This window comes from Streptomyces diversicolor, assembly GCF_057537855.1.
Genome location: NZ_BAAJXA010000015.1, coordinates 49,336 through 72,203, shown reverse-complemented (window position 1 = coordinate 72,203; position 22,868 = coordinate 49,336). Strand labels below are relative to the sequence as shown.

Here is a 22,868-nt window from a genome sequence, read left to right as displayed (position 1 = left end):
GCCGTCTGCAACAGGTCAATCGGACGAGAAATCTGGACGCACTCGGTCGGGAATCTGCCGAGAATTCGGCAGAATTCAGGGCAAGTCGGGCCCTATAAAAGGAATAAAAGCCGCGAAGAACGCATGGACTTTGGCGACTTCTTGGCGGCTGTGCGGATTGAATCCGGGGCTTCCGACCCGGAGGCCGGGGACGCGTTCCCCAACTCTACCGCGCTCAACCCCACGGAATGACCCCCTCCGCTTCTCTCACGGAGGGGGCCATCGGACGAACAGTCGGTAACCGAAGTCACCGAAGGTGACGGACCGTCAGCCGCCGGCCACGGCCGGGATGATGGACACGCCCGCACCGTCCGGCGTCGCCGTCTCAAGGCCCTGCTCGAAACGGACGTCGTCGTCGTTGACGTACACGTTCACGAAACGGCGCAGCTTGCCCTGGTCGTCCAGGACGCGCGCGGAGATGCCGGTGTGGTTCTTCTCCAGGTCGGCGATCACCTCCGCGAGGTTCGCGCCCTCGGCGCTCACCTCGGACAGGCCGCCCGTGTAGGTACGCAGGATGGTCGGGATGCGAACGGTCACGCTCATGCGAGGCCAGCCTCTCGGAAGGAGTCCAGGTTCGGGCGGATGGTGGCGGTCAGGCCGGTGCCGGCCACCGCGTCGAGGGTCTTGAGGCCGTCGCCGGTGTTGAGGACGACCGTGGTGAGCGCCGGGTCGAGGACGCCCTCGTCGATGAGCTTCTTCGTCACGCCCACGGTGACACCGCCGGCCGTCTCCGCGAAGACGCCCTCGGTGCGCGCCAGCAGCTTGATCGCGTCGACGACCTGTTCGTCCGTCACGTCCTCCACCGCACCGCCCGTGCGGCGCGCGATGTCCAGCACGTACGGCCCGTCGGCCGGGTTGCCGATCGCCAGCGACTTGGCGATCGTGTTCGGCTTCTGCGGGCGGACCACGTCATGACCGGCCTTGAACGCGGTGGACACCGGCGAGCAGCCCTCGGCCTGCGCGCCGAAGATCTTGTACGGCCGGTCCTCGACCAGACCCAGCGCGATCAGCTCCCGCAGCCCCTTGTCGATCTTGGTGAGCTGGGAGCCGGAAGCGATCGGCACGACGATCTGGTCGGGCAGCCGCCAGCCGAGCTGCTCGCAGATCTCGTACGCCAGGGTCTTGGAGCCCTCCGCGTAGTACGGGCGCAGGTTGACGTTGACGAAGCCCCAGCCCTCGCCCGCCGGGTCGCCGATCAGCTCGGAGCAGAAGCGGTTCACGTCGTCGTAGTTGCCCTCGATGCCGACGAGCTCACCGCCGTAGATCGCGGCCATGACGACCTTGCCCTGCTCCAGGTCGTACGGGATGAACACACAGGAGCGCAGGCCGGACCGGGCCGCCGCGGCGCCGACGGCCCCGGCGAGGTTGCCGGTCGAGGAGCAGGACAGGGTCGTGAAGCCGAAGGCGCGCGCCGCCTCCAGCGCCTGGGCGACCACCCGGTCCTTGAAGGAGTGCGTCGGGTTGCCGGAGTCGTCCTTCACGTACAGGCCGCCGGTGACGCCGAGTTCGCGGGCCAGGTTGTCGGCCTGGACCAGCTTGGTCCAGCCCGGGTTCAGATTGGGCTTTTCGGCCACGTCCGCGGGGACGGGCAGCAGCGGCGCATAGCGCCAGATGTTCGCGGGACCCGCCTCGATCGTCCGGCGCAGCTCCTCGGTGTCGTACGCCGAGAAGTCGTACGCGATCTCCAGCGGGCCGAAACACTCCTCGCAGGCGAACACCGGGCCGAGCGGCACCCGGTGACCGCACTCGCGGCAGCTCAGGGCCGCGGCGGGACCGAGGTCCACCGACTGGTTCGTGGTGCTTGCAACAGTCTGCACAGCCATGTGAGGCGAGGCCCTTTCTCCTCATCTTCCTCACGACGCATCTCGCCGTGAGACGGATTTGGCACCTTCCCTAGCCGGGAGCCTCGCGGAAACGATCGGCTTGCGCAGCGATCGGTACGAGAACCGGCTGGAGGGTTGCCGGGGCTTCATCGGGCCGTGTCCCTCTGCCCCTCTGGATGAGCTGTATGCGGTTGTGAACGCCGACGACCCCTGACATGCGATGGTCATCCGCGTTGTTCAAGACTGTAACCGACGGCCAGGACAGTTGAGATAGTCGTCCGAACCGCGAGATGGATCACACATGCACCCGGTGTGATCACGACAGTGAGGAGCAGCTGACTGTGCTGGAAGAAGTCGAGCGCTGGCTGGCCACCCGCTCCTGGTCCGTGACCGACCGGCCGCTGCACAAGATCCTCGCCGCGAAACAGCGTACGGGCCAGTCGGTTTCCGTCGTGCTGCCCGCGCTCAACGAGGAGGGGACGGTCGGCGACATCGTGGCCGTCATCCGGCGCGACCTCATGCGGCAGGCGCCGCTGGTCGACGAGATCGTCGTGGTCGACTCCGGGTCCACCGACCGCACCTCCGAGGTGGCCGCCGCGGCGGGCGCCCGGGTGGTGCACCGCGACGCCATCCTGCCGCGGCTGCCCGCCGCGCCCGGCAAGGGCGAGGTCCTGTGGCGCTCGCTGCTCGTCACCGGCGGGGACATCGTCTGCTTCGTCGACGCGGACCTGCGGGAGTTCTCCGCCGACTTCGTCACCGGGATCGTCGGGCCGCTGCTCACCGAACCGGACGTCGACCTGGTCAAGGCCATGTACGACCGCCCGCTGGCCGGCGCGGCGGGCCAGGGCGGCCGGGTCACCGAGCTGATGGCCCGACCGCTGCTCAATCTGCACTGGCCGCAGCTGGCCGGTTTCGTGCAGCCGCTCGGCGGCGAGTACGCGGCCCGCCGCTCACTGCTGGAGCGGCTGCCGTTCCCCGTCGGGTACGGCGTCGAACTGGGCATGCTCATCGACGCCCTGCACCTGGTGGGCCTGGACGCCCTCGCCCAGGTCGACGTCGGCGTGCGCAAGCACCGGCACCAGGACGGGCAGGCGCTGGGCCGGATGGCCGCCGCGATCTACCGCACCGCGCAGCTGCGGCTGGCCCGCGGGCACCTCGTACGCCCCTCCCTCACCCAGTTCGAACGCGGCGAGCACGGCTTCGAACCGCGCACCTACCCGGTGGACACCGAGGAACGCCCACCCATGACCCAGATAACGGAATACACCACCCGCCAAGTGGCCTGAAGCCGACGCCGGAGGTGCCCGGCCCACACGGGAGCGGACCGTACGTTTGAGGGTTTGTGGGGCGGGCTAGGTTGGGGCTTATGGCTTTCACGTACGGTGCTGCCCAGGTGCTGGTCGCGTCCAACCGCGGCCCGGTCTCGTACTCCGTCCGCAAGGACGGCTCGCTGGCCGCCCGGCGAGGCGGCGGCGGCCTGGTCTCGGGGCTCTCGGCGATCGGCCCCGACGCGGACGCCCTGTGGGTGTGCTCGGCGCTGTCCGACGGCGACCGCGAGGCGGTACGCCGCGGGGTCGGCGAGCCCGGCGTGCGGATGCTGGACATTCCGGCCGACGTGTACGCCGACGCCTACAACGGCATCGCCAACTCGGTGCTGTGGTTCGTGCACCACATGCTCTACCAGACCCCGCTGGAGCCGGTCTTCGACGCGGAGTTCCGGCGGCAGTGGGCGTCGTACCAGACCTACAACCGGGCGTTCGCCGAGGCGCTGGCCGAGGAGGCGGCCGAGGGCGCGGCCGTCGTCGTACAGGACTACCACCTGGCGCTGGCCCCCCGGATGCTCCGGCAGCTCCGCCCCGACCTGCGCATCGGCCACTTCTCGCACACCCCGTGGGCGCCGCCCGACTACTTCCGGCTGCTGCCCGACGACATCGCGGCCGAACTGCTCGGCGGCATCCTGGGCGCGGACCGCGCCGCGTTCCTCACCCGGCGCTGGGCGGACGCCTTCACCGACTGCTGCCACCTGGTCCTCGGTCCCGGCATCCCGTCCGGCACCCGCATCGGCGTGCACGGTCTGGGCGCCGACGCGGACTTCCTGCGCGCGCGTGCGCACGAGCCGGACGTGGCCGAGCGGATGACGGCGCTGCGCGCGGAGATCGGCGCGGACCGCAAGGCGATCGTGCGGGTGGACCGCACCGAGCTGTCCAAGAACATCGTGCGCGGGCTGCTGGCGTACCGGCAGCTGCTGACGGACCGCCCCGAGTGGCGCGAGCGGGTCGTGCACATCGCCTTCGCCTACCCCTCGCGCCAGGACCTGGCCGTGTACCGGGACTACACCGCCGAGGTGCGGCGCGTCGCGGAGGAGATCAACGCGCGATTCGGGACGCCGGGCTGGACGCCGGTGCTGCTGCACGTCGAGGACGACTTCGCACGCTCGCTGGCCGCCTACCGGCTGGCGGACGTGGCCCTGGTGAACCCCATCAGGGACGGCATGAACCTGGTCGCCAAGGAGGTGCCGGTCGTCTCCGACCAGGGCTGCGCGCTGGTGCTGTCCCGGGAGGCCGGGGCGTACGAGGAGCTGGGCGAGGACGCGATCACCGTCAACCCGTACGACATCGGGGGCACGGCGGACGCCCTGCACCGGGCGCTCACCCTGCCGGGCGACGAACGGGCGGAGCGGACCAAGCGGCTGGCCGCCGCGGCCACCGCGCTGCCGCCGGCCCAGTGGTTCCTGGACCAGCTGCACGCCCTTCAGGCCGGCCGGTCCAGCTGACCGGCGAGCGTCCGCAGCAGCCGCACCACTCCGGCCGGACCGTCCACGACCAGGTCGGCGCGGTCGGCGAGTTCGGTCACCTCGCTGCTGCCGCTGCACACCAGCAGGCCGGGCACGCCGTCGGAGCGGAGCCTGTCGACGGCCGCGAAGGCCGGCAGGTCACCGAGGTCGTCGCCGCCGTACACGACGGACGCCGCACCGATCTCCCGTACGTACTCCAGCAGCGCGACGCCCTTGTCCATGCCGGGCGGGCGCAGTTCGAGGACCAGGCGGCCGGGCTCGACGATCAGGCCGTGCCGGGTGGCCAGCTCGGCGAGCGGACCGCGCAGCGCCTCGAACGCGGCCTGCGGATCCTCGGCGCGGCGGGTGTGCACGGCCACGGCCCGCCCCTTCTCCTCGATCCAGGTGCCCCGCCAGGCACCGATCCGGTCGAGGAAGCCGGGCAGCTCGGCACGGACGGCGGCGACGCCGGGGTGCGGGGCGGGGGCGCTGACGGTGCCGCTGACCGCGTCCCAGCGTTCGGCGCCGTAGTGGCCGAGGACGACCAGGTGCTCCAGGCCGGGTACGCCCGCGAAGCCGCCGTAGCGGACCGCGACGCCGGCCGGGCGTCCTGTGACCACCGCGATGGCGGCCACCTTCGGGGCGAGGGCGGCGAGCGCGGGTACGGCGTCCGGGTGTGCGCGTGCCTGATCGGGGTCGGCCACGATCGGCGCGAGCGTCCCGTCGAAGTCGAGGCCGATCACCGCGGTGCGGGGCCGTGCGATCACGGCGGCGAGCCCGGCCCGCCCGGCCTGTGTCACGGGCGTCGGAAGCGCGTCCTGGGGCTCGGTCGAGTCCGTCATATGGGTGCCCATGACCCGACCCTATCCACGCGAACCGCCCCGCACGCCTGGCAGCGTGGGTCAGCGCTCGGTGCGGCGGGTCTCGCGGATCCGGCGCAGCCGGTTGACCGTCACCGGGTCGTGGGCCAGTGCGCGCCCGTCGTCCAGCAGGGCGTTCAGGAGCTGGTAGTAGCGGACCGGGGCCAGGCCCAGCTCCTCGCGTATCGCGCGTTCCTTGGCGCCGGGCCCCGGAAAGCCCCGGCGCTCCAGCGCGAGAATGGCCTGTTCACGGCGGCCCAGCTCATGGCGGTCGTCCGTTTCCATGCCTGAACGGTAACGCCGACCACCGACACCACCCCGCCCCCGGGGCCCAGGCCCGGGAAGGATCACGTCCCCAGGGCCCCGGCCCAGGAAGGGATGACGTCCCCAGGGTCCCGGCCCAGGAAGGGGTGATGACGTCCCCAGGGTCCCGGTCCAGGAAGGGGCGATGTTCCGGGGGCCCCGGTCCGGGAAGGGGTGACGTTCCTGGGGTCCCGGTGCGGAAGGGCTAGCGTCCGCGCGTCCCGGTCGCCGTTCGTCATGGCGTCCGCGTCCCGGTCGCCGCTCGTCCCCCGACCCCGCGAATCCGGGCGCCCTTCACCCCCTGCCCCATGCCCCATGCCCCATGCCCCAAGTCGCCACTCGTCCCCCGGCCCCGTGGTTCCGCCCGCCCTTCACCCCCAGCCCCGCGAATCCGGCCGCCTTCACCCCCGGCCCATGTCCCAAGTCGCCGCTCGTCTCCCGGCCCCATGCCCCAAGTCGCCGTTCGTACCCCTGCCCCGTGGTCCCAGTCGCCCTTCGCCCCGGCCTCGTGGCGCCTCCGCCGCGTAAGTGGACTAGACCTCTTGAGGGTCCGCGGTCCACACTGTTCTCCGTGAGACATGTCATCGCCCTCGACGTGGGCGGCACCGGGATGAAGGCCGCCCTGGTCGGGGACGGCGGCGAGCTGCTGTACCAGGACCGCCGCGCGACCGGCCGCGAACGCGGACCCGAGGCGGTGGTCGAGGGCATCCTCGGCTTCGCCGCCGAACTGCGCGCCCACGGCGCCGAACGGTTCGGCGAACCCGCGGTCGCGGCCGGCATCGCGGTGCCGGGCATCGTCGACGAGGAACGCGGCATCGCCGCCTACGCGGCCAACCTGGGCTGGCGCGACGTACCGCTGCGCGCCCTGCTCGCCGACCGGCTCGGCATCCCGGTGGCGCTCGGCCACGACGTGCGCACCGGCGGTCTCGCCGAGGGCCGGATCGGCGCGGGCCAGGGCGCCGACCGCTTCCTGTTCGTGCCCCTGGGCACCGGCATCGCGGGCGCCATCGGCCTCGACGGCCGGGTGGAGGCCGGCGCGCACGGCTTCGCGGGCGAGATCGGCCATGTCGTCGTACGGCCCGGCGGTACCGCCTGTCCGTGCGGGCAGCGCGGCTGCCTGGAGCGGTACGCCTCCGCTTCGGCGGTGAGCGCGGCCTGGGCGGCCGCCTCCGGAAAGCCCGACGCGGACGCCGCCGACTGCGCGCGGGCCGTCGCGTCCGGTGACCCGAACGCCGTCCGGGTCTGGCAGGAGGCGGTGGACGCGCTGGCCGACGGGCTGGTCACCGCGCTCACCCTGCTGGACCCGCGCACGCTGATCATCGGCGGCGGGCTCGCCGAGGCGGGACAGACCCTGTTCCGGCCGCTGCGGGACGCCGTCCGGCGCCGCGTCACCTTCCAGAAACTCCCGTCGATCGTCCCCGCCGCCCTGGGGGACACCGCCGGCTGCCTGGGCGCGGGGCTCCTCGCCCGGGATCTCCTCGAAACCACTGACCCTTCGGAGGTAACCGCCTGATGGCCCCCAGTACGGTTCTTGCCGGCGCCCGGGTGGTGCTGCCCACCGGGATCGTGACCGACGGACGCGTGATCGTCGAGGGCACGAGGATCACGGCCGCCGCCCCCGCGGACGCCCGGGTGATCGACGTACGGGGGCACTGGCTGGTGCCCGGCTTCGTCGACCTGCACAACCACGGCGGCGGGGGCGCCTCGTTCTCGGGCACGGCCGACGAGATCCTGACGGCCATCCGCACCCACCGGCAGCACGGCACCACCACGCTGCTCGCCTCCACCGTCACCGACGACATGGACTTCCTGGTCAAGCAGGCCGGGCTGCTGTCCGAGCTGGCCGAACAGGGCGAACTCGCCGGGATCCACTTCGAGGGCCCGTTCATCTCGCCGTGCCGCAAGGGCGCGCACTCCGAGGAACTGCTGCGCGACCCGGACCCGGAGGAGGTGCGCCGGCTGGTCGACGCGGGGCGCGGCTGGACCCGGATGGTCACCCTCGCCGCCGAACTGCCCGGCGGCATCGACTCGGTACGGCTCCTGGCGGCGCACGGCGTCATCGCCGCCGTCGGGCACACCGACGCGACGTACGAGCAGACGGTGCAGGCGATCGACGCGGGCGCCACGGTCGCCACCCACCTGTTCAACGCGATGCCGCCGCTCGGCCACCGCTCCCCCGGCCCGGTCGCCGCCCTGCTGGCGGACGAACGGGTCACGGTCGAGCTGATCAACGACGGCACCCATCTGCACCCGGCCGCGCTGGAACTGGCGTTCCGGCACGCGGGCGCCGGGCGGGTCGCGTTCATCACCGACGCGATGGACGCGGCCGGGACCGGCGACGGCCGCTATATGCTCGGCCCGCTGGAGGTCGAGGTCAGCGACGGCGTGGCCCGGCTGGTGCGGGGCGGCTCGATCGCCGGCTCGACCCTGACCCTGGACCGCGCCTTCAAGCGGGCGGTGACGGTCGACCGGCTGCCGGTGCCGGACGTGGTGGCGGCCCTGTCCGCCAACCCGGCGCGGCTGCTCGGCCTGGCCGACCGGGTGGGCTCCCTGGAACCCGGCAAGGACGCCGACCTGGTGCTCCTCGACGCGGACTTCGAGGTCAGGGGCGTGATGCGGCAGGGCGCGTGGGTGGTCGATCCCCGACTGCCCTGATACGTCCCCCGGTCAGCGCGTCGGCCGGAGCCGGTCGACCGCCCGTGGTCTGGGCCCGTCGCCAACTGTTTGGCATGATCGGGACCAGAACACACGGCACAGCTCAGGCAGTGAGGGAGGTCGGCCCGGGTGATCCTCACGGTCACACTGAACACCGCTCTCGATCTCACCTACCGCGTGCGGTCGCTGCGGCCGCACGCCTCGCACCGGGTGTCCGCGGTCGCCGAACGGCCGGGCGGCAAGGGTGTGAACGTGGCCCGGGTGCTGGCGGCCCTCGGGCACGAGGTGACGGTCACCGGGTTCGCGGGCGGCGGCACGGGCCGGGAGGTGCGCGACCGGCTCGCGGACATTCCGGGCGTGGCGGACGCGCTGGTCCCGATCGCCGGTGCGACCCGGCGCACGATCGCCGTGGTGGACGAACGCACCGGTGACACCACCCAGTTGAACGAGCCGGGACCGCAGGTGGCTCCCGCCGAGTGGGCCGCGTTCCAGGAGGCGTACGCGGGTCTGCTCGGGCCGGCCGCGGCGGTGGCGCTGTGCGGCAGCCTGCCGCCCGGGGTGCCGGTGGGGGCGTACGCGGGCCTGATACGGGCGGCCCGGTCGGCCGGGGTCCCGGTGCTCCTTGACACCAGCGGTGAGCCGCTGCGCCGCGGGGTGGCGGCCCGCCCGGACATCGTCAAGCCCAACGCGGACGAGTTGGCCGAACTCACCGGCTCGCACGAGCCGCTGCGGGCCGCCCGGGACGTGCGCAGGCGGGGCGCGCACGCGGTGGTCGCCTCCCTCGGGCCGCGGGGGCTGCTCGCCCACACCCCGGAGGGCCACTGGCGGGCCACCCCGCCCGCCGCCGTGCACGGCAACCCGACCGGCGCCGGCGACTCGGCGGTCGCGGGCCTGCTGTCCGGCCTGGTGGAACGCCTCCCCTGGCCGGACCGCCTGACCCGCGCGACAGCCCTGTCCGCCGCGACCGTGGCGGCCCCGACAGCCGGCGAATTCGACCGCCCGACGTACGACGAGCTACGACCGCGGGTCACAGTAACCAGCGAGACCACTGCCGCCTGAGACGTCACCAGTCAGGCTTCTGTCCCTCTTCAAGCAGCGCCAATTGGTCCAGGTTGAAATGGCAGGCGTCTCCCTGGCCGCAGGTGATGGCGACGGTGTTCGTCCCCTTGTCCAGCTGGAGGGAGACGTAGGACCGGTACCAGGCGTTCCAGTCGCCCTCTTTGCCGTAGTTCCTCAGATCAGGCTTATAGCTCTGCGGCTTCCCGTTGACCACGGTCGTCGCGCTCGCCGCTTCCTTCTCGGCGTTGGCGTACCGAATCCACAGGTCGTACGTGCCGGACGTGGGCACGTCGACCTTCCAGGTCACCGAGGCCCCGACCTGCGTCATCTGGTCGACGTACTTGCCGCCGTCGGCCCTGGCCCCGGAGAACTCGGTGCTGACCCTGGCACCGCCGACAAGCGGCAGACCCGCCGCGTCCTGGACACCTGGCTCTGTGGCAGCGGTCGCCGAGGGACTGGGCGAAGCCGACTCCTGAGAGCCGGCGCTGCCCGTCGAGGCAGAAGCCGAGGGGCCGCCGTCGGCCTTGTCGTCGTTCGAGTTGCCGTTGAGCATGGCGACGCTGATGCCGATGACAACCGCGGCGACCACCGCGATCGCGCCGATCAGCAGGCCCTTGGTGTTCGGGCCGCGACCGCCCCGGCCGCCGCCGGGCGGCGGCTGCTGGCCGGCCGGCGGGCCGCCGGGGAAGGTCTCCGGGGCCTGGTAGTGGGCGTTCGGCTGGCCGTAGGCGCCCTGCTGCGGGGGCACGGTCTGCTGTCCGTAGGCGGCCGGGGCCTGCTGGCCGTACTGGCGTTCGCCGACCGCACGCACCCTGTTGACCGAGTTCGGGTAGCCGTAGCCACCGGACGGCGGCTGGGCTCCCCTGGCCTGCCCATCGGCGTACAGGTAGCCGAACGGGTCGTCGTCCTCGGGCGTGCTCGCGCCGTTGTCGCCGGGCGTCATCCCTAGGTACTCCTCAACAGGTGCGGGCGGATGCGGTACGGATACGGAAGACAGGTGAAGACGGGTATTGAAGAGCGAGCCTACCCGCTCTCGCTGACCCAATCGGGTGGCGCGATGTGCTTCAGCCCACCGACCTGGGGTTCATCCGGCCCGCCTGTGCTGTTTGGGACGAGATCGTTTCTCGACGTACATCCGTTCGTCAGCGGATTTCAACACCTCGTCCGCCGTCATGCCGCAGTGTGCCCAGCCGATGCCGAAGCTGGCGCCCACCCGCACGGCCCGCCCCTCGGCCCGGATCGGCTGGATGATCTCGTTGCGCAGGCGTACGGCCAGGTCCTGGGCGTCGGCCTTGCCGAGGCCGTCGGCCAGGATGACGAACTCGTCGCCGCCGAGCCGGGCCACCGTGTCCCCGTCGCGCACACCCCGCGACAGCCGGCGCGCCACCTCGATGAGGACCGCGTCGCCCGCGTTGTGCCCGAACCGGTCGTTGATCGACTTGAAGCCGTCCAGGTCGCAGAAGAGGACCGCGAGGCCCTTGGTGCCGTCGTCGCGGTCGTCCTCGGGGGCGACGGTGTGCACATGGTGGTCGAAGCCGTCGTAGGCGTCCGTGCCGGAGGCGAAGTCGAAGCCGTGGCCGTTGACGTCGTAGGCGGGATGGCCGTACGCGGCGTCCAGGGAGTCCAGCTCGTCGGCGTGCGCGGGACGCCGGCACAGGCGGGCCGACAGGCGTGAGCGCAGTTCGGCGGAGTTCGGCAGGCCGGTGAGGGAGTCGTGCGAGGCGCGGTGGGCGAGCTGCAGCTCGCGGCGCTTGCGCTCCTCTATGTCCTCGACGTGGGTGAGCAGGAAGCGCGGGCCGTCGGCGGCGTCGGCGACGACGGAGTTGCGCAGCGACACCCAGACGTAGGAGCCGTCGCGGCGGCCGAGGCGCAGTTCCGCGCGGCCGCCCTCGGCGGAGGTGCGCAGCAGCGTGCCGATGTCCTCGGGGTGCACCAGGTCGGAGAAGGAGTAGCGGCGCATCGCGGAGGCCGGGCGGCCCAGCAGGCGGCACAGCGCGTCGTTGGTGCGCAGGATGCGGCCGTGCTGGTCGCCGCCCATCTCGGCGATCGCCATGCCGGAGGGGGCGTACTCGAACGCCTGCCGGAAGCTCTCCTCGCTCGCGCGCAGCGCCTGCTGCTCGCGCTCCAGGCGGACCAGCGCGCGCTGCATGTTGGACCTGAGCCGGGCGTTGCTGATCGCGATGGCGGCCTGGAAGGCGTACATCTGAAGGGCCTCGCGGCCCCAGGCGCCCGGATGCCGGCCGTTGCGCGGCCTGTCCACGGAGATCACGCCGAGCAGTTCGCCGGAGCCGCCGCCCTGCACGCCGGGCGCGTACATGGGCGCGAAGAGCCGGTCGGCGGGGTGCCACTCGTCCTCGAAGCGGGGCGCGGGCCCGTCGGTGTACCACTGGGGAACGTCGTCGTCGTCGAGGACCCAGCCCTCGGTGTGCGGTATGAACCGCAGGTCGCCCCATGCCTCGCCCATGGTCAGCCGGCGCTCCCAGGACTCGCGGGAGCCGACCCGGCCGGTGATGAGGGCCTCGGCGGCGGAGTTCCCGGAGAAGGCGGCGACCACCAGGTCGCCGTCGGGGCGTACGAGGTTGACGCAGGCCATCTCGTACCCGAGGGCGGTGACGGCGCCGTCGGCGACGGTCTGCAGCGTGTCCGCCAGGCTGCGTGCCGTGTTCATGTCGGCCATGGCCTGGTGCAGTTGCCGGAGGGACGCAAGACGGACGTAGGGCTCCGACTCCATTTCCATGCTCGCCCTCCCCCCGAGACCTCGCAGCGAATCAAGGGTGCTCTTCGGCGCTTCTCTTCAGTGGTGCCCTTGCAGCAGCTTCCCCGCCACTGAATCACAGCGCGCTGCCCACTCGGTACACAGGGTCAACAATTCATCGGTCTTGTGACTCAAGTCACAGGAGAACGTGAACGATTGAGAAGAGTGTCCGCCTTCGCGCTCTTCGCCGTGCTTCTTCGCTGTTCTGCGCTCTTCTGCGCTCTTTCTTCGTTCCATGGACCTAGGACCAGGTTCGGGCGGAGGCCCGATGCGACCCGCTCGCAGCGAAGATTAGCGTTTCCGGCGTGCTGAACACTCCAACTCCGCTGCCCTCCCCCGCCGCCCCCACCGTTCCCGGGCATGCTGAGGGGGTGAGCAACGACGAGTTCCGGGCCGCCATGTCCCGGCTGGCCGCGGGCGTGGTCCTGGTGACCGCGCAGGAGCCGCCGCTCGACCCGGACGACCCCGGGGCGCCGGCCGGCGAGGACGCCGGCATGACGGCCACGGCCTTCCTGTCCGTCTCCCTGGAGCCGCCGCTGGTCCTGGTCAGCCTGCGCACGGGCGCCCGCATGGACGACCTGCTCGCCGAGCAGCCCCTGTGGGCCGTCTCCGTGCTCTCCGAGAGCCAGCGCCACATCGCGGGCCGGTTCGCCATGAAGGGCCGCCTCAGCGACCGGCTGCTGTTCGAGGACATCCCCTACGCCCGCGGCGAGGTCTCCCGCGCGCCCCTGGTGCGCGGCGCCCTGGCGACCCTGGAGTGCCGGACCGAACAACGGGTCACGGCCGGAGACCACACGCTGGTGATCGGCCGCGTACTGACCGCGGAACTGCCCAGCGCCGACGGCAGGCCGCTGCTGTATTTCCGGGGCCGCTACCGGCAGTTGGGGTGAGCGCCGGGGGGAACGGCACAGTTCGCGCGGTGCGGGCGAAATTCCGTGGTCCGTGATCGGCATCCGGTCTAGCGTGCCGGGATGACGCCCCGCCTGGCAGAGATCACACCGCGCACCGTCGACGCCGCCCTCGGCATCCGGGTCAGGCCCGAGCAGGAGCACGCGGTACGGCCCGTCGCCCACTCCCTCGCCGAGGCGTACGCGCACCCCGCGGGCGTCGCCTGGCCGCGACTGATCGTGGACGGCGACGACGACCGCCCGGTCGGCTTCCTGATGGCCTTCCTCGGCATCGACTGGCACGGCGACGGGAGCGTGGTCCGCTCGGGCCTGTGGCGGCTGAACATCGCGGCCGGCGAACAGGGCCGGGGGTACGGCCGTTTCGCGGTCGAGTCCGTCGCCGCCGAACTCCGCCGCCGCGGCGACAGCCACCTCTACGTCAGCTGGCACCCCGGCCCGACCGGCCCGGAGAGCTTCTACCAACGCCTGGGCTTCAGCACCACCACGGAAACCAGCGGCGGCCAGACGGTCGGGGTACTGAAGCTGACGCAGTGATGGCGTGGGGCGGGCGGAGTGGGACGCCTTGACGGGGCGGCGGGTCAGGTCCAGTCGCGGGATGATCTGCCTCGTTTGGTTTCTGAGCGCTGCTTCTTCTCCCGTAGGCGCCGCTCGTTGATGCCGCGTGGGATCCGGGTCGGCTTGCGGGGCTTGGGCGGCGGGGCCGTCGCCTGCGCGAGCAGCGCCGCGAGGCGCACCGCGGCGGCCTCCCGGTTGCGCCACTGGGACCGGTGCTCGGAGGCGCGGACGGCGATGACGCCATCGGTCAGCCGCCCCGCGAGGCGCCGCAACGCCCGGTCCTTCCACACCTGGGGAAGCGCCTCGGTCCGCGCCAGGTCGAAGCGCAACTCCACCTGGGAGTCACTGGTGTTGACATGCTGCCCGCCGGGCCCCGAGGAGCGTGAGAAACGCCACATCAGCTCGGCCTCGGGCAGGGAGACGGAGCCACGGATGACGTAGGGACCGGACATGTGTCCATGGTCGCGCCCCGCCCGCTCCGCGTCACCCGAATTAGCGGAAGGTAAAAAAGGTAAAGGCATGCGGAACCTCTTGGACCCCCCTTGGCGTTCTTCCCGGTGACGGTAGCTTCGTCCCCAGTACGAAGCCGTACGTACGTAACGAGGGAAGGGACTCCCAAACCATGGCTGTAAGCCTGTCCAAGGGTGGCAACGTCTCGCTCACCAAGGAGGCTCCGGGCCTGACCGCCGTCACCGTGGGCCTCGGCTGGGACGTCCGCACCACCACCGGCACGGACTTCGACCTGGACGCCTCCGCGATCGCGGTCAACACGCAGGGCAAGGTCTACTCGGACGGTCACTTCGTCTTCTTCAACAACAAGCAGACCCCGGACAACACGATCGTCCACACGGGTGACAACCGCACCGGCGAGGGCGAGGGCGACGACGAGGCGATCAACGTCAACCTGGCGGCCCTCCCGGCCGACATCGACAAGGTCGTCTTCCCGGTCTCCATCTACGACGCCGAGAACCGCGGCCAGAACTTCGGCCAGGTCCGCAACGCCTACATCCGCATCATCAACCAGGCCGGCGGCGCCGAGATCGCCCGCTACGACCTCTCCGAGGACGCCGCCACGGAGACGGCCATGGTCTTCGGCGAGCTGTACCGCAACGGCGCCGAGTGGAAGTTCCGCGCGGTCGGCCAGGGCTACGCGTCCGGCCTGGTCGGCATCGCCCAGGACTTCGGCGTCAACGTCTGACCCCTACGCGGCCGGGCCCGAACCGGGCTGACAGGACCGGTCCGGCCCGGCCGCGTCGTCCGGTCCGGTCTCGCGGAGGCAACCCCGGCCGGCGTCGGCGGCGGGGGCGACGCCGGAGGGCGCGAGCCGGATGACGGGGCTGCCGGGGCCGACGAGCGGGTACCGGCCGGGCACAGGCGCCCGGGACACGGGCGATACGGTGCACCGGTGATCCTGGAGCCCCTGCCCGCCGACCGTGACATCCCGGCCCCCGTGCTCGCCGAACTCACCGCGCTGTACGCCTCCAACCGCGACTTCCACGCCCTCAGCGGCGACTTCCCGGACCCGGACGACGTACGGCAGGACCAGGTGGCGGCGGCCTTGGCCGATGAACTGGCGCACCGGGAGGCGGAGGTGCTGCTGGCGCGCAGCGAGGGGCGGCTGGTCGGCGTCGCGGCGACCCTCGCCCGGCATCCTGATCCGCTCGACCCGGACCCGTGGATCGGGCTGCTGATGGTGCACGCCGGGGTGCAGGGCCGGGGGTACGGGCGGCGGTTCGCCGCACTGGTCGAGGAACGCTTCCGCACGGCCGGGCGCACCGCGGTCCGGCTCGCCGTCCTCGACAACAACTCCAAGGGCCTCGCCTTCTGGACCGCGCTGGGGTACGAGGTGATCGACCGTCGACCGGACCGCGCACACGGCAGGCCCTGCACGGTCATGCGCAAGACGCTGCACGCACTCTGACCCATCACGCCCTGCCGCCGGCCCCGTCTCGGGCGCAACAGAGTTCGCGGATGGCGTCCCGCCGGGTGGTATAGCCGATCAAGTCGCCGGAATGCGCAGGTCGGCGGCGGTCGCTCCGCCCCATCGGGCGCTCGATATGCCTCAGCAGGGTGCCTGGTGGACCACCGGCTCGACGAAGATCACCTGAAGCCTCATATCGGAACGTGTCACGCTTGATCCCGTACACCACGACGCGGGACATGCCCCTCGGCGGGACGATGTGCGCAGGGCCGCAGGCCGCCCGCCGCTCATACGGGGCACTTCCTGACCTGTACCACTGCCCACGCGGCACGCGGCCTCGGTACCGTCAAGGGTAGAAACCCGACGGATGGAGCACGATGCCTCGCCGCCTGCTGGACCGCCGGCGCCTCGCCCATTGGGGGGGAGCGCTGATGCTGGAAGAAGCCGAACAGATCGGCCGTCGCGTCCGCCGCGCCCGACTCCGCCTCGGCATGACGCAAGCCGACCTCGCTGCTGCCCTGGGCAAGACGCAGGGCTGGGTGTCCAAGATGGAACGCGGACACATCGAATTGGATCGCGTCGGCCTGCTCAACCTGCTCGCCTCGGAGCTGCACGTACATCCGAACGACTTGATCGGACGGCCGTACAACAGCTCTCCGGCCGAGAACCAATGGCAGGTCTCTGCCGCAGCGATCATGCGTGAGCTGCGCCGCTACGACCTCGCTCCGGTCTTCGATGGAAATCCCCGCCCGGCCGGTCAGCTGTGGCAGGAAACCACTCGTCTGCACCGCCTCCGCGACGCTGCCGCCAACGCGGCGATCATGGAAGTGCTGCCCGACCTGTTCCGTGAGGCTCGCGCCTTGGCCGAAGTCGCCACGGGTCACGAGCAGGAAGAGGCATTTGCGATCTACGCAGTGTGCTGCAAGTTCGCTCATACCGCCGCGCACGCCCTTGGCCACCCAGAGCTGGTCGCCATGGCCTGTGAACGGGCCGCATGGTCCGCACGGCTGTCAGCCGACCCGGTGATGCCTGCCCTCGCCGACTGGATGCGCGTCTGGGACATGTGGGCCACGGCGGATTGGGATGACGCCATTGCCCTCTCGGACAAGGCGATTCACAGCGTGCAGCAGGAATATGACCGGGGTGAGCCGCTGGCCGTGCGGGCGTGGGGGTCACTGCAGCTGCGCGCGGCTGTTTCGGCTGCGCGGGGCGGTCGCAAGGCGGAAGCGAAGGACCGGATCACGCACGCGCGGGGTGCGGCCAAGCGGATGACGGAGGCTGTCGGCCCTCCGGTCTACGACCGCCACAGCCTGACCTTCTCGGCGGGGAACGTGCAGATCCACGCGATCAGCGTCGCGCTGGAGATGCATGAGCAGCGGGAGGCGCTGTCAATAAACCGGCGCACGAGCAAGGAACTGATCGAGTCGCTTCCCAACTCCCGTCAGGGCCACCACCACATGGACCTGGCCCGCGCTTGGCTCTGGGACGGGAACCGCGACAAGGCACTGAAGGAACTGGAGAAGGCCGAGCGCATCGCCCCCCAGCTCGTCCGCAATCACCCCATCGCCCGGTCAACCCTGCGCAGCATCGTGTACGCCGAGCGGGCAAGCACCCGTGAGAAGCTGCGCCGCATGTCAGACCGCTTCCACCTCGACGGATGAGGGTCGTATTCCTGCTGTTCATATTGGGAAGCGGAGACCTTCCTAGCTTCGGGGCATGGCCGAACGAACCGCGAAGCAACTTCCGGCTCCGGGCGCTGAGTTATGCGCTGGCGCCCCGTTTCACCCCCGCCTCGGCGACCTGGTACTTGACCTCGCCAAGGACGGAAGGATCGGCGTAGTCGTCGCGCTGCCCAGCGAAACCTCGGCGTCGTACCAACTGCGTCCGCCGGGCGGGGGCGTAGACTGGCGTGCCAAATCGGACGGGACCACCCTGCGCCCAGTACCGGTGCCGGTCACACACGTCACGCCTATGCGGCGAGACGCCATCTACGACCACCGTGCCCAGCAGGCCGCGCTGCCGGTAATCGTTCACTACGAAGACGGCGGCGCCTGCGAGACGGTGCTCGTGCTCACCCCGGCGCAAGTCGAGCTGTGCTCCACCCCAGCCTCTTTCTCCTGCGGGACTCCTGCGGCCCGATCCGGGAAGGCGAGCGCACGACGAGCCCGCCGGTGTGCGTACCGTGCGCCGGGATCTCCATCCAGCTCTGCCATGCCCTGCGGGGTGGGCTCTTCGTGGCGGCATGGGCAAGGCACGTACCCGCGTGGGGAGTCGTCGGCCCCCTTCACCACCCCGTCACACTCCAGCGCATCCCCGGGTGCCATTTGGAGCAGGGGAAGTACGGGTCGGAGTGGGCGCCGTGGGTCCGGGCCGCCCGCACGATGGTGGAGCTGCGCGACGTGACACCGGCGGACCTGGACCGAGAGTTCGCAGCCTTCGAACGCGACCGCCTGGAAGAGGAATTCGCCCGGATCGCGCAGCTGACGGCGGTCGCCTGACGACCCGGCCCGCTCCGAACCACCACCGCAGTTCCACGGTACGGCTTGGGCATGGTTTCGTACCGTACGCGCGGTGTTCGGAGCCAGTCCCGCGGTCGCGCTGGGCGGGGACTGTCCGGCCGATATCGGCATGCTGCGGGCGTGCCGGCCGTGTCCGGGCCGGTCGCCTCCGATCCGAACGCCTCCGATCCGAACGCCTCCGACCTGGTCGACACCCTCAACCGCCGGACGCCTCACGCGATCCGGGCCGGCCCCCACGCGTCGGGCTTCCCGGACGCCGCTCGCGGGCTCCTTCGGCTCGCCGCTTGCCATAGGGGCCGCAGTGTGGCGGAGTACGGGATACCTCTCGTGCGGCAAGCGCGGTCAGCATTCGGCGGTTCGGTCGGTGGCGGGTCTCGTGGGGATGGCCGCGACTGCCGCTGCGGTCATCTGCCGTGCGGTGGTCACGAGGCTGGCGATCGCGTCGTCGGGGGTCAGGCCACAGAGGTCGATCAGGGCGAACAGCGACTCAGCGCTGATCACGAGGGCGAGACCGCGGACCAGTTGTTCCACGTCCGCGCGCTGCGCGGGGCCGCATCTGTCGGTCCACGGGGCAAGAGCGTGCTCGATGAGTCCGAAGCGGTGGGCGGGACGGTCCTTGGACGCCGAGGGTTTCGCGATGGTCGAGGCGACGACCACCCGGACGGCACCCTGCCTGCGCAGCACCGCCCGGCCGAGGATCTCCGCGGCCTGACCGATCCGTTCGACCGGGTCGTCGCCGCGCGTCGCCGATCGCAGGGCCGCGACCAGATCCTCCGTCATCACGGCGGCGCGCAGGAGCGAGAGGAGGTCGGGGAAGTAGCGATAGGCGGTCGCTTCGGAGACCCGCGCCTCGGCCGCGACCCCCGGCATCGTGATCTCCGCGCCGGTGTCGGCGAGGTTGCGCGCGGCCGCGACGATCGCCGACCTGGTGCGTTCCATCTGATTGCTGAGCCCGCTCGGGCGACTCCGCTGGGCCATGACCATCCTTCCGTGCCGACCGAAAGCATATCCGGCGAGGCCACCGAAAGAGAGTCTACTGTTTTTTTGAGAGTGGACTTGCATAGATGTTCGGATCGACCATAAGGTCCTGGCGTTGGCAACCCCACCAGTCAGGGAGACTTCATGGCCAAGGTGTCGATCACCGGTCCCGGCGAGGGCGAACTCATCGTCAACGGCCCGTCGACCATCCGGATCCTTGAGGACGGCAGCAACACCGACCACCGCCTGGGGATGGGTGAAATCACCATCCCCCCGCACACCGCCGGGCCTCCGCAGCACCGCCATGCACAGCACGACGAGGGCTTCTACATACTTTCGGGCAGCGTGCGGTTCACCGTCGGGCAGGACGACTACGACGTCGGAGCCGGTACGTGGGTCATGGTCCCGCCGGGCGCACCGCACACCTTCGCCAACGTGACCGACGACACGGCGGTCATGCTCAACACCTTCACTCCGGACCTGTACGTGCAGTACTTCCGTGACCTCAAGGCCATGGTCGAGTCAGGGCAGCCGCTGTCACACGACGCCGTCGCGAAGGTCTGGACGAAGTACGGCACCGAACCGTCGACCGAGTACGCCTCGTGAACCTTCTCTTGGGGGCCAACGCTGTCGCCTCAGTAGCCGCCATCGCTTTCGCGCTGGTGGGAGGCGTACGCCCGGCGGCGCTGAGTGAGAGCGGTACACCGACCGCCGGCGAACGCTTCTACGGCTGGATGTACGCGACCAGGGGAGTGCCACTGGGGGTGGCGGCCCTCGTCGCACCCCTCGCGTGGCCGGGTCCCGCCGGCTCGCTCATCCTGTGCGCGGCCGCCGCGGCCCAAGTCGGCGACGCCGTCATCGGAGTCGCCACTCGGAAATGGACGATGATCGCGGGTGCCTCGCTCCTGACCGCGATACACGTCGCAACGGCTGTCGCCACCGCGTGAGCGCGGCTCACTCGATGGGAGGCCGGACAAGTTCAGCAACCGGCACTGTTTGAGCGTGGTGCCGGGGTTTGGGCGGCTCGGGGCATCCGAGCCGGATCGCGACGGAATACATGCTCGCCGCGACAATCGCGGCGGTCCTTGGGCCCGCCCAGCCTGGTCATTTCACCGTGATGCCCCGGTAGTCGGTCCATGCCCGGGACGACGCCACCATGGACTTCAGCCAGTCCGCGTCCGGGTTCCGCTCCGCGCGTTCGCTGTACATCCGCAGATTGGCGGCGGCGAAGGCACTGATCGCCCCCGGAGCCGCCTTGCGCCACGCAGGCAACGGGGCCACCCACTTCTCCGCACTGTCCGGGGTGTGCCCGGCCGCGATGAGCTGGAGAACCAAGATCGCAGGATCGATGAACCCCGCCCCCTTCGTCGGCCACGCCCAATCCACGGCCCACACCCGCCGCTTCCCTACAAGGAAGTTGCTCGGGTTGATGTCCGTGTAGAGAAGTGAGTCTCCCCGGAACGACTCGGCCTCCGAGGCGTTTGAGGCGAACCGGTCCCATCGGGTCTCGGTCCAGTCTCGGGCGATCTCCGGAAGAGACAGCCGACCGATCTCCCCGATGGCGCCGACCACCAGTGGGAGATCAGACGAGTCGGGCGTGAAGTCGGCCGACCGACCGTCGACCACTTCGAAGCCCAGGACCAACCAGTCTTCGCCTTCCACGTCCCACAGCAGAGGCGGGGAGATGTGTCCGAGGTAGGCGTTGATCTGCCTTTCCCTGATGAGGGACCTCCGCCGGCCGCCGGGCCGGTTGCGCATCGCCTTGACGAAGAACGGGCCCCCGGCACACTCGACAATGACCGTCAGATCCGAACCGAAGCCGCGCGCGGTCCGCCGGACCCCGACCACAGGCCCCGTGCGCTCCTGGATCAAGGGCAGAATCGCAGATTCGGGAAGATCGGTGTCCATATTCCGCTCAATTCCTGGGGGTGCAATCACTTCCGGGTGTCCCCGGAGAGCACTCGTCGTCGGTGTCGGGGGAGCAGGTGCGGGCATCACTGTCCGGGCCACAGGGGCTGTCGGGGCCACAACCCCGGTTGCGTCCCGCTCGAATGCCCGCGTTGGCCTGTGCGATCTCGGGGCCGCTGAGGATAGTGCCCAGCGGCGCATCATGGACGTTTCCCACGCTTAGCCATGTAGAGAACACGCACGGGGACACCGAGCCGTTCGGGCCGATGGACGCGCGCCCGTCCCCGCACCGACCGCAGAGGCCATTTGCGGACGGCTCCTGTCCGTTCGCCGCACGCCCGAAAGGCCGGACGTGGTCGACGCGGACGTTACGGACGCCCAGGGCCTGAAGCTCCCGCTTCGTCTCGTTGCCGGTGTCGGAGGGGTCGGAGACGATCACGGACACGCGGATCGGGATCTCGTCCGTCACCGCCTTCACAATGTTCGCTCGGGTACGGGCGTGACTGTTCCGGCGGGTGACTGCGTTGTGCGCGTCCTCCAGGCCGTAGTACGACGTGGCCAGGCTGACGCCCTTGTACCGAAGTAGCTTCCACCAGCCCTCGTTCACATGAACGAGGTTGCTGTAGATCTCAACGGCCAGGCCGAGCTTCAGCGCGTGGTCGATCAGGGTCGGTGCGTCGGGGTGCATTGTGACCTCACCCCCGGTGAACTGCACTCGGGTGACACCGACCGCGGCGGCTTCATCCAGCACGCGCGTCCAGTCCTCGGCGGTCATCGAACCGTGCGTGCCGTCCGGCCCGGAGCCGTTGTGGCAATGCTTGCAGGCGAGTTGGCACTTCCGGGTGAGGTCGAGCCACAGTAAGCCGGTCGTAGTAGCGGCCTCGATCAACGGCGTCTCTGCGATGACGGTCATTCGCGTACCTCTCGTTCGTTGCTTCCGATTCGAGGTGATGCGTCTTGCAGGGCTCGCCCCGGTGGTGCTCGGGCTGTCCTGGACCCTGTCCTCCAGGGCGAGCAGTCCCGTTGTCCGGATTCGAACCGGAGTCTTCGGTGCCAACCGCATCCCGCGTTGACAGGCGGCACTGGCGCTCTGCCACTGAGCTACTAGGGGGTGGACTCTCCCCGCCCCGACGGGGGATGTGTGCGGGAGCATGCACCGGTGGGGGCCGATCGTGCGGCAGAAGGGTTACGACGCGTGAGTCGGGCCCAGGACCGTCGCGTCGTATACACGGGTCAGAAGACCTAAGGCGTTTGCGTGCGGGCGGCCCACTCGTCCGCGAGCATGGCGTGTACGACGGAGTCACGCCACTGCCCGGCTTTGAGGATGTGACCGCGGATGGTGCCCTCCTCGACCATGCCCGCCGCCGCCATCGTCTTCGCTGAGGCTTCGTTGAGCGGGGAACGGGCGCCCCAGATGCGGTGCAGTTCAAGTTCCTCGAACCCGAGACCGAGGAGGAGGACAACGGTTTCGAGACCGTAGCCGACGCCCCAGGCGTCCGGGCGCAGCGCGAAGCCGAAGGTGGCGGCGCGCTGCTGGTGGGGGTCCATGGCGAGCCGGCCGAACCCGATCACGTCGTCTGTGTCCTGCTTGACGACGGCGAGCGCGTACTCGCTGCGAGGATCCGCCGTCGCGGCGGCGATGGACCGGGTCACGATCTGGGCGACCTGGTCGCGGGTGCGCGGCTCGAACGACAGGTGCTCCGTTGCCTCGGGGCTGCCGTAGATGGCGAGCACCATGTCCACGTCCTCGATGGTGAGTTCGCGGAGGGCGAGGCGAGTGCTGGAACGAGCGACCGGATGCATGGCGCGGAC

24 protein-coding genes, 1 tRNA gene and 1 riboswitch are annotated in these 22,868 nt (G+C 70.7%); of the genes, 13 read left to right on the top strand and 12 right to left on the bottom strand.

What is annotated here, in order from left to right; translation table 11 throughout:
* Positions 1 to 306 precede the first annotated feature (306 nt).
* A complete protein-coding gene (locus AC27LF_RS19345) occupies positions 307 to 582 on the bottom strand; it encodes a MoaD/ThiS family protein (protein WP_479657489.1) in 276 nt (91 codons plus the stop codon).
* On the bottom strand, positions 579 to 1,862 hold the full coding sequence (gene thrC / locus AC27LF_RS19340) for a threonine synthase (RefSeq protein ID WP_479657491.1): 1,284 nt from the start codon (positions 1,860 to 1,862) through the stop codon (positions 579 to 581). The genes AC27LF_RS19345 and thrC overlap by 4 nt, the downstream gene beginning before the upstream one ends.
* Positions 1,863 to 1,880: 18 nt before the next feature.
* Positions 1,881 to 2,045, bottom strand: a riboswitch (SAM riboswitch).
* Positions 2,046 to 2,203: 158 nt separating this feature from the next.
* Here thrC and AC27LF_RS19335 point away from each other — a divergent pair.
* Positions 2,204 to 3,148, top strand: a complete 945-nt coding sequence (locus AC27LF_RS19335) for a glucosyl-3-phosphoglycerate synthase (protein ID WP_479657492.1) — start codon at positions 2,204 to 2,206, stop codon at positions 3,146 to 3,148.
* A gap of 80 nt (positions 3,149 to 3,228) precedes the next feature.
* Positions 3,229 to 4,635, top strand: coding sequence for an alpha,alpha-trehalose-phosphate synthase (UDP-forming) (locus tag AC27LF_RS19330; protein ID WP_479657493.1), 1,407 nt, complete (start codon positions 3,229 to 3,231; stop codon positions 4,633 to 4,635).
* Here AC27LF_RS19330 and otsB read toward each other — a convergent pair.
* Complete coding sequence (gene otsB, locus AC27LF_RS19325; protein ID WP_479657494.1) at positions 4,614 to 5,489, bottom strand: trehalose-phosphatase; 876 nt, start codon at positions 5,487 to 5,489, stop codon at positions 4,614 to 4,616. The two genes, AC27LF_RS19330 and otsB, sit on opposite strands and share 22 nt — an antisense overlap.
* A gap of 48 nt (positions 5,490 to 5,537) precedes the next feature.
* Positions 5,538 to 5,780: a DUF3263 domain-containing protein gene (locus tag AC27LF_RS19320; protein WP_479657495.1), complete on the bottom strand. Its 243-nt coding sequence runs from the start codon at positions 5,778 to 5,780 to the stop codon at positions 5,538 to 5,540.
* Positions 5,781 to 6,369: 589 nt separating this feature from the next.
* Between AC27LF_RS19320 and AC27LF_RS19315 the strand changes: the two genes are divergently transcribed.
* The 3 genes from AC27LF_RS19315 (at position 6,370) to AC27LF_RS19305 (ending at position 9,512) form a co-directional block, all read left to right on the top strand.
* Entirely contained in the window at positions 6,370 to 7,311 is a 942-nt protein-coding gene (locus AC27LF_RS19315) for an ROK family protein (protein ID WP_479657496.1), read from the top strand.
* Positions 7,311 to 8,453, top strand: coding sequence for an N-acetylglucosamine-6-phosphate deacetylase (gene nagA, locus AC27LF_RS19310; RefSeq protein ID WP_479657497.1), 1,143 nt, complete (start codon positions 7,311 to 7,313; stop codon positions 8,451 to 8,453). The genes AC27LF_RS19315 and nagA overlap by 1 nt, the downstream gene beginning before the upstream one ends.
* A gap of 129 nt (positions 8,454 to 8,582) precedes the next feature.
* Positions 8,583 to 9,512 carry a 1-phosphofructokinase family hexose kinase gene (locus AC27LF_RS19305; RefSeq protein ID WP_479657498.1) on the top strand — a complete coding sequence of 310 codons (930 nt, stop codon included), beginning with the start codon at positions 8,583 to 8,585 and terminating at the stop codon, positions 9,510 to 9,512.
* 4 nt (positions 9,513 to 9,516) lie between these two features.
* On the opposite strand, the gene AC27LF_RS19300 is transcribed toward AC27LF_RS19305, so the two are convergent.
* A complete protein-coding gene (locus AC27LF_RS19300) occupies positions 9,517 to 10,455 on the bottom strand; it encodes a carbohydrate-binding protein (RefSeq protein ID WP_479657499.1) in 939 nt (312 codons plus the stop codon).
* Between the two features lie 141 nt (positions 10,456 to 10,596).
* Entirely contained in the window at positions 10,597 to 12,249 is a 1,653-nt protein-coding gene (cdgB, locus tag AC27LF_RS19295; protein ID WP_404034346.1) for a diguanylate cyclase CdgB, read from the bottom strand.
* 323 nt (positions 12,250 to 12,572) lie between these two features.
* Between cdgB and AC27LF_RS19290 the strand changes: the two genes are divergently transcribed.
* Together AC27LF_RS19290 and AC27LF_RS19285 are read left to right on the top strand one after the other, a co-directional pair.
* A complete protein-coding gene (locus AC27LF_RS19290; protein ID WP_479657500.1) occupies positions 12,573 to 13,157 on the top strand; it encodes a flavin reductase family protein in 585 nt (194 codons plus the stop codon).
* 81 nt (positions 13,158 to 13,238) lie between these two features.
* On the top strand, positions 13,239 to 13,709 hold the full coding sequence (locus tag AC27LF_RS19285; RefSeq protein ID WP_479657501.1) for a GNAT family N-acetyltransferase: 471 nt from the start codon (positions 13,239 to 13,241) through the stop codon (positions 13,707 to 13,709).
* Between the two features lie 44 nt (positions 13,710 to 13,753).
* On the opposite strand, the gene arfB is transcribed toward AC27LF_RS19285, so the two are convergent.
* The gene (gene arfB, locus AC27LF_RS19280; protein ID WP_479657502.1) at positions 13,754 to 14,182 is read right to left on the bottom strand and encodes an alternative ribosome rescue aminoacyl-tRNA hydrolase ArfB; all 429 of its coding nucleotides are present in this window, start codon (positions 14,180 to 14,182) and stop codon (positions 13,754 to 13,756) included.
* 170 nt (positions 14,183 to 14,352) lie between these two features.
* On the opposite strand from arfB, the gene AC27LF_RS19275 reads away from it, so the two are divergent.
* The 4 genes from AC27LF_RS19275 (at position 14,353) to AC27LF_RS19260 (ending at position 18,149) form a co-directional block, all read left to right on the top strand.
* Positions 14,353 to 14,928: a TerD family protein gene (locus AC27LF_RS19275; RefSeq protein ID WP_479657503.1), complete on the top strand. Its 576-nt coding sequence runs from the start codon at positions 14,353 to 14,355 to the stop codon at positions 14,926 to 14,928.
* 207 nt (positions 14,929 to 15,135) lie between these two features.
* The gene (locus AC27LF_RS19270; RefSeq protein ID WP_479657504.1) at positions 15,136 to 15,651 is read left to right on the top strand and encodes a GNAT family N-acetyltransferase; all 516 of its coding nucleotides are present in this window, start codon (positions 15,136 to 15,138) and stop codon (positions 15,649 to 15,651) included.
* A 431-nt stretch (positions 15,652 to 16,082) separates the two neighbouring features.
* A complete protein-coding gene (locus tag AC27LF_RS19265) occupies positions 16,083 to 17,312 on the top strand; it encodes a helix-turn-helix domain-containing protein (protein WP_479657505.1) in 1,230 nt (409 codons plus the stop codon).
* 663 nt (positions 17,313 to 17,975) lie between these two features.
* Entirely contained in the window at positions 17,976 to 18,149 is a 174-nt protein-coding gene (locus AC27LF_RS19260; RefSeq protein WP_479657506.1) for a hypothetical protein, read from the top strand.
* 363 nt (positions 18,150 to 18,512) lie between these two features.
* Here AC27LF_RS19260 and AC27LF_RS19255 read toward each other — a convergent pair whose 3' ends face one another.
* Complete coding sequence (locus tag AC27LF_RS19255; RefSeq protein WP_479657507.1) at positions 18,513 to 19,148, bottom strand: TetR/AcrR family transcriptional regulator; 636 nt, start codon at positions 19,146 to 19,148, stop codon at positions 18,513 to 18,515.
* Positions 19,149 to 19,292: 144 nt separating this feature from the next.
* Between AC27LF_RS19255 and AC27LF_RS19250 the strand changes: the two genes are divergently transcribed.
* Both AC27LF_RS19250 and AC27LF_RS19245 read left to right on the top strand, forming a co-directional pair.
* Positions 19,293 to 19,754, top strand: coding sequence for a cupin domain-containing protein (locus AC27LF_RS19250; RefSeq protein WP_479657508.1), 462 nt, complete (start codon positions 19,293 to 19,295; stop codon positions 19,752 to 19,754).
* The gene (locus AC27LF_RS19245; RefSeq protein WP_479657509.1) at positions 19,751 to 20,095 is read left to right on the top strand and encodes a hypothetical protein; all 345 of its coding nucleotides are present in this window, start codon (positions 19,751 to 19,753) and stop codon (positions 20,093 to 20,095) included. Before AC27LF_RS19250 ends, AC27LF_RS19245 begins: the two co-directional genes overlap by 4 nt.
* A 157-nt stretch (positions 20,096 to 20,252) precedes the next feature.
* Here AC27LF_RS19245 and AC27LF_RS19240 read toward each other — a convergent pair whose 3' ends face one another.
* From AC27LF_RS19240 to AC27LF_RS19225, 4 genes are all read right to left on the bottom strand, one after another.
* Positions 20,253 to 21,086, bottom strand: a complete 834-nt coding sequence (locus AC27LF_RS19240) for a protein kinase family protein (protein ID WP_479657510.1) — start codon at positions 21,084 to 21,086, stop codon at positions 20,253 to 20,255.
* Positions 21,064 to 21,969 carry a radical SAM/SPASM domain-containing protein gene (locus AC27LF_RS19235; protein WP_479657511.1) on the bottom strand — a complete coding sequence of 302 codons (906 nt, stop codon included), beginning with the start codon at positions 21,967 to 21,969 and terminating at the stop codon, positions 21,064 to 21,066. The genes AC27LF_RS19240 and AC27LF_RS19235 overlap by 23 nt, the downstream gene beginning before the upstream one ends.
* A gap of 105 nt (positions 21,970 to 22,074) precedes the next feature.
* Positions 22,075 to 22,166 (bottom strand) — tRNA-OTHER (locus AC27LF_RS19230).
* A gap of 132 nt (positions 22,167 to 22,298) precedes the next feature.
* Entirely contained in the window at positions 22,299 to 22,859 is a 561-nt protein-coding gene (locus AC27LF_RS19225) for a GNAT family N-acetyltransferase (protein ID WP_479657512.1), read from the bottom strand.
* Positions 22,860 to 22,868: the final 9 nt, after the last annotated feature.

What these genes read in the sequence shown, in the direction of transcription:
- AC27LF_RS19345 (WP_479657489.1), bottom strand. Translation starts at nt 582, where the DNA reads ATGAGCGTGACCGTTCGCATCCCGACCATCCTGCGTACCTACACGGGC.
- thrC (WP_479657491.1), bottom strand. Translation starts at nt 1,862, where the DNA reads ATGGCTGTGCAGACTGTTGCAAGCACCACGAACCAGTCGGTGGACCTC.
- AC27LF_RS19330 (WP_479657493.1), top strand. Translation starts at nt 3,229, where the DNA reads ATGGCTTTCACGTACGGTGCTGCCCAGGTGCTGGTCGCGTCCAACCGC.
- otsB (WP_479657494.1), bottom strand. Translation starts at nt 5,489, where the DNA reads ATGGGCACCCATATGACGGACTCGACCGAGCCCCAGGACGCGCTTCCG.
- AC27LF_RS19320 (WP_479657495.1), bottom strand. Translation starts at nt 5,780, where the DNA reads ATGGAAACGGACGACCGCCATGAGCTGGGCCGCCGTGAACAGGCCATT.
- nagA (WP_479657497.1), top strand. Translation starts at nt 7,311, where the DNA reads ATGGCCCCCAGTACGGTTCTTGCCGGCGCCCGGGTGGTGCTGCCCACC.
- AC27LF_RS19300 (WP_479657499.1), bottom strand. Translation starts at nt 10,455, where the DNA reads ATGACGCCCGGCGACAACGGCGCGAGCACGCCCGAGGACGACGACCCG.
- cdgB (WP_404034346.1), bottom strand. Translation starts at nt 12,249, where the DNA reads ATGGAAATGGAGTCGGAGCCCTACGTCCGTCTTGCGTCCCTCCGGCAA.
- AC27LF_RS19285 (WP_479657501.1), top strand. Translation starts at nt 13,239, where the DNA reads ATGACGCCCCGCCTGGCAGAGATCACACCGCGCACCGTCGACGCCGCC.
- arfB (WP_479657502.1), bottom strand. Translation starts at nt 14,182, where the DNA reads ATGTCCGGTCCCTACGTCATCCGTGGCTCCGTCTCCCTGCCCGAGGCC.
- AC27LF_RS19275 (WP_479657503.1), top strand. Translation starts at nt 14,353, where the DNA reads ATGGCTGTAAGCCTGTCCAAGGGTGGCAACGTCTCGCTCACCAAGGAG.
- AC27LF_RS19265 (WP_479657505.1), top strand. Translation starts at nt 16,083, where the DNA reads ATGCTGGAAGAAGCCGAACAGATCGGCCGTCGCGTCCGCCGCGCCCGA.
- AC27LF_RS19255 (WP_479657507.1), bottom strand. Translation starts at nt 19,148, where the DNA reads ATGGCCCAGCGGAGTCGCCCGAGCGGGCTCAGCAATCAGATGGAACGC.
- AC27LF_RS19250 (WP_479657508.1), top strand. Translation starts at nt 19,293, where the DNA reads ATGGCCAAGGTGTCGATCACCGGTCCCGGCGAGGGCGAACTCATCGTC.
- AC27LF_RS19235 (WP_479657511.1), bottom strand. Translation starts at nt 21,969, where the DNA reads ATGACCGTCATCGCAGAGACGCCGTTGATCGAGGCCGCTACTACGACC.
- AC27LF_RS19225 (WP_479657512.1), bottom strand. Translation starts at nt 22,859, where the DNA reads ATGCATCCGGTCGCTCGTTCCAGCACTCGCCTCGCCCTCCGCGAACTC.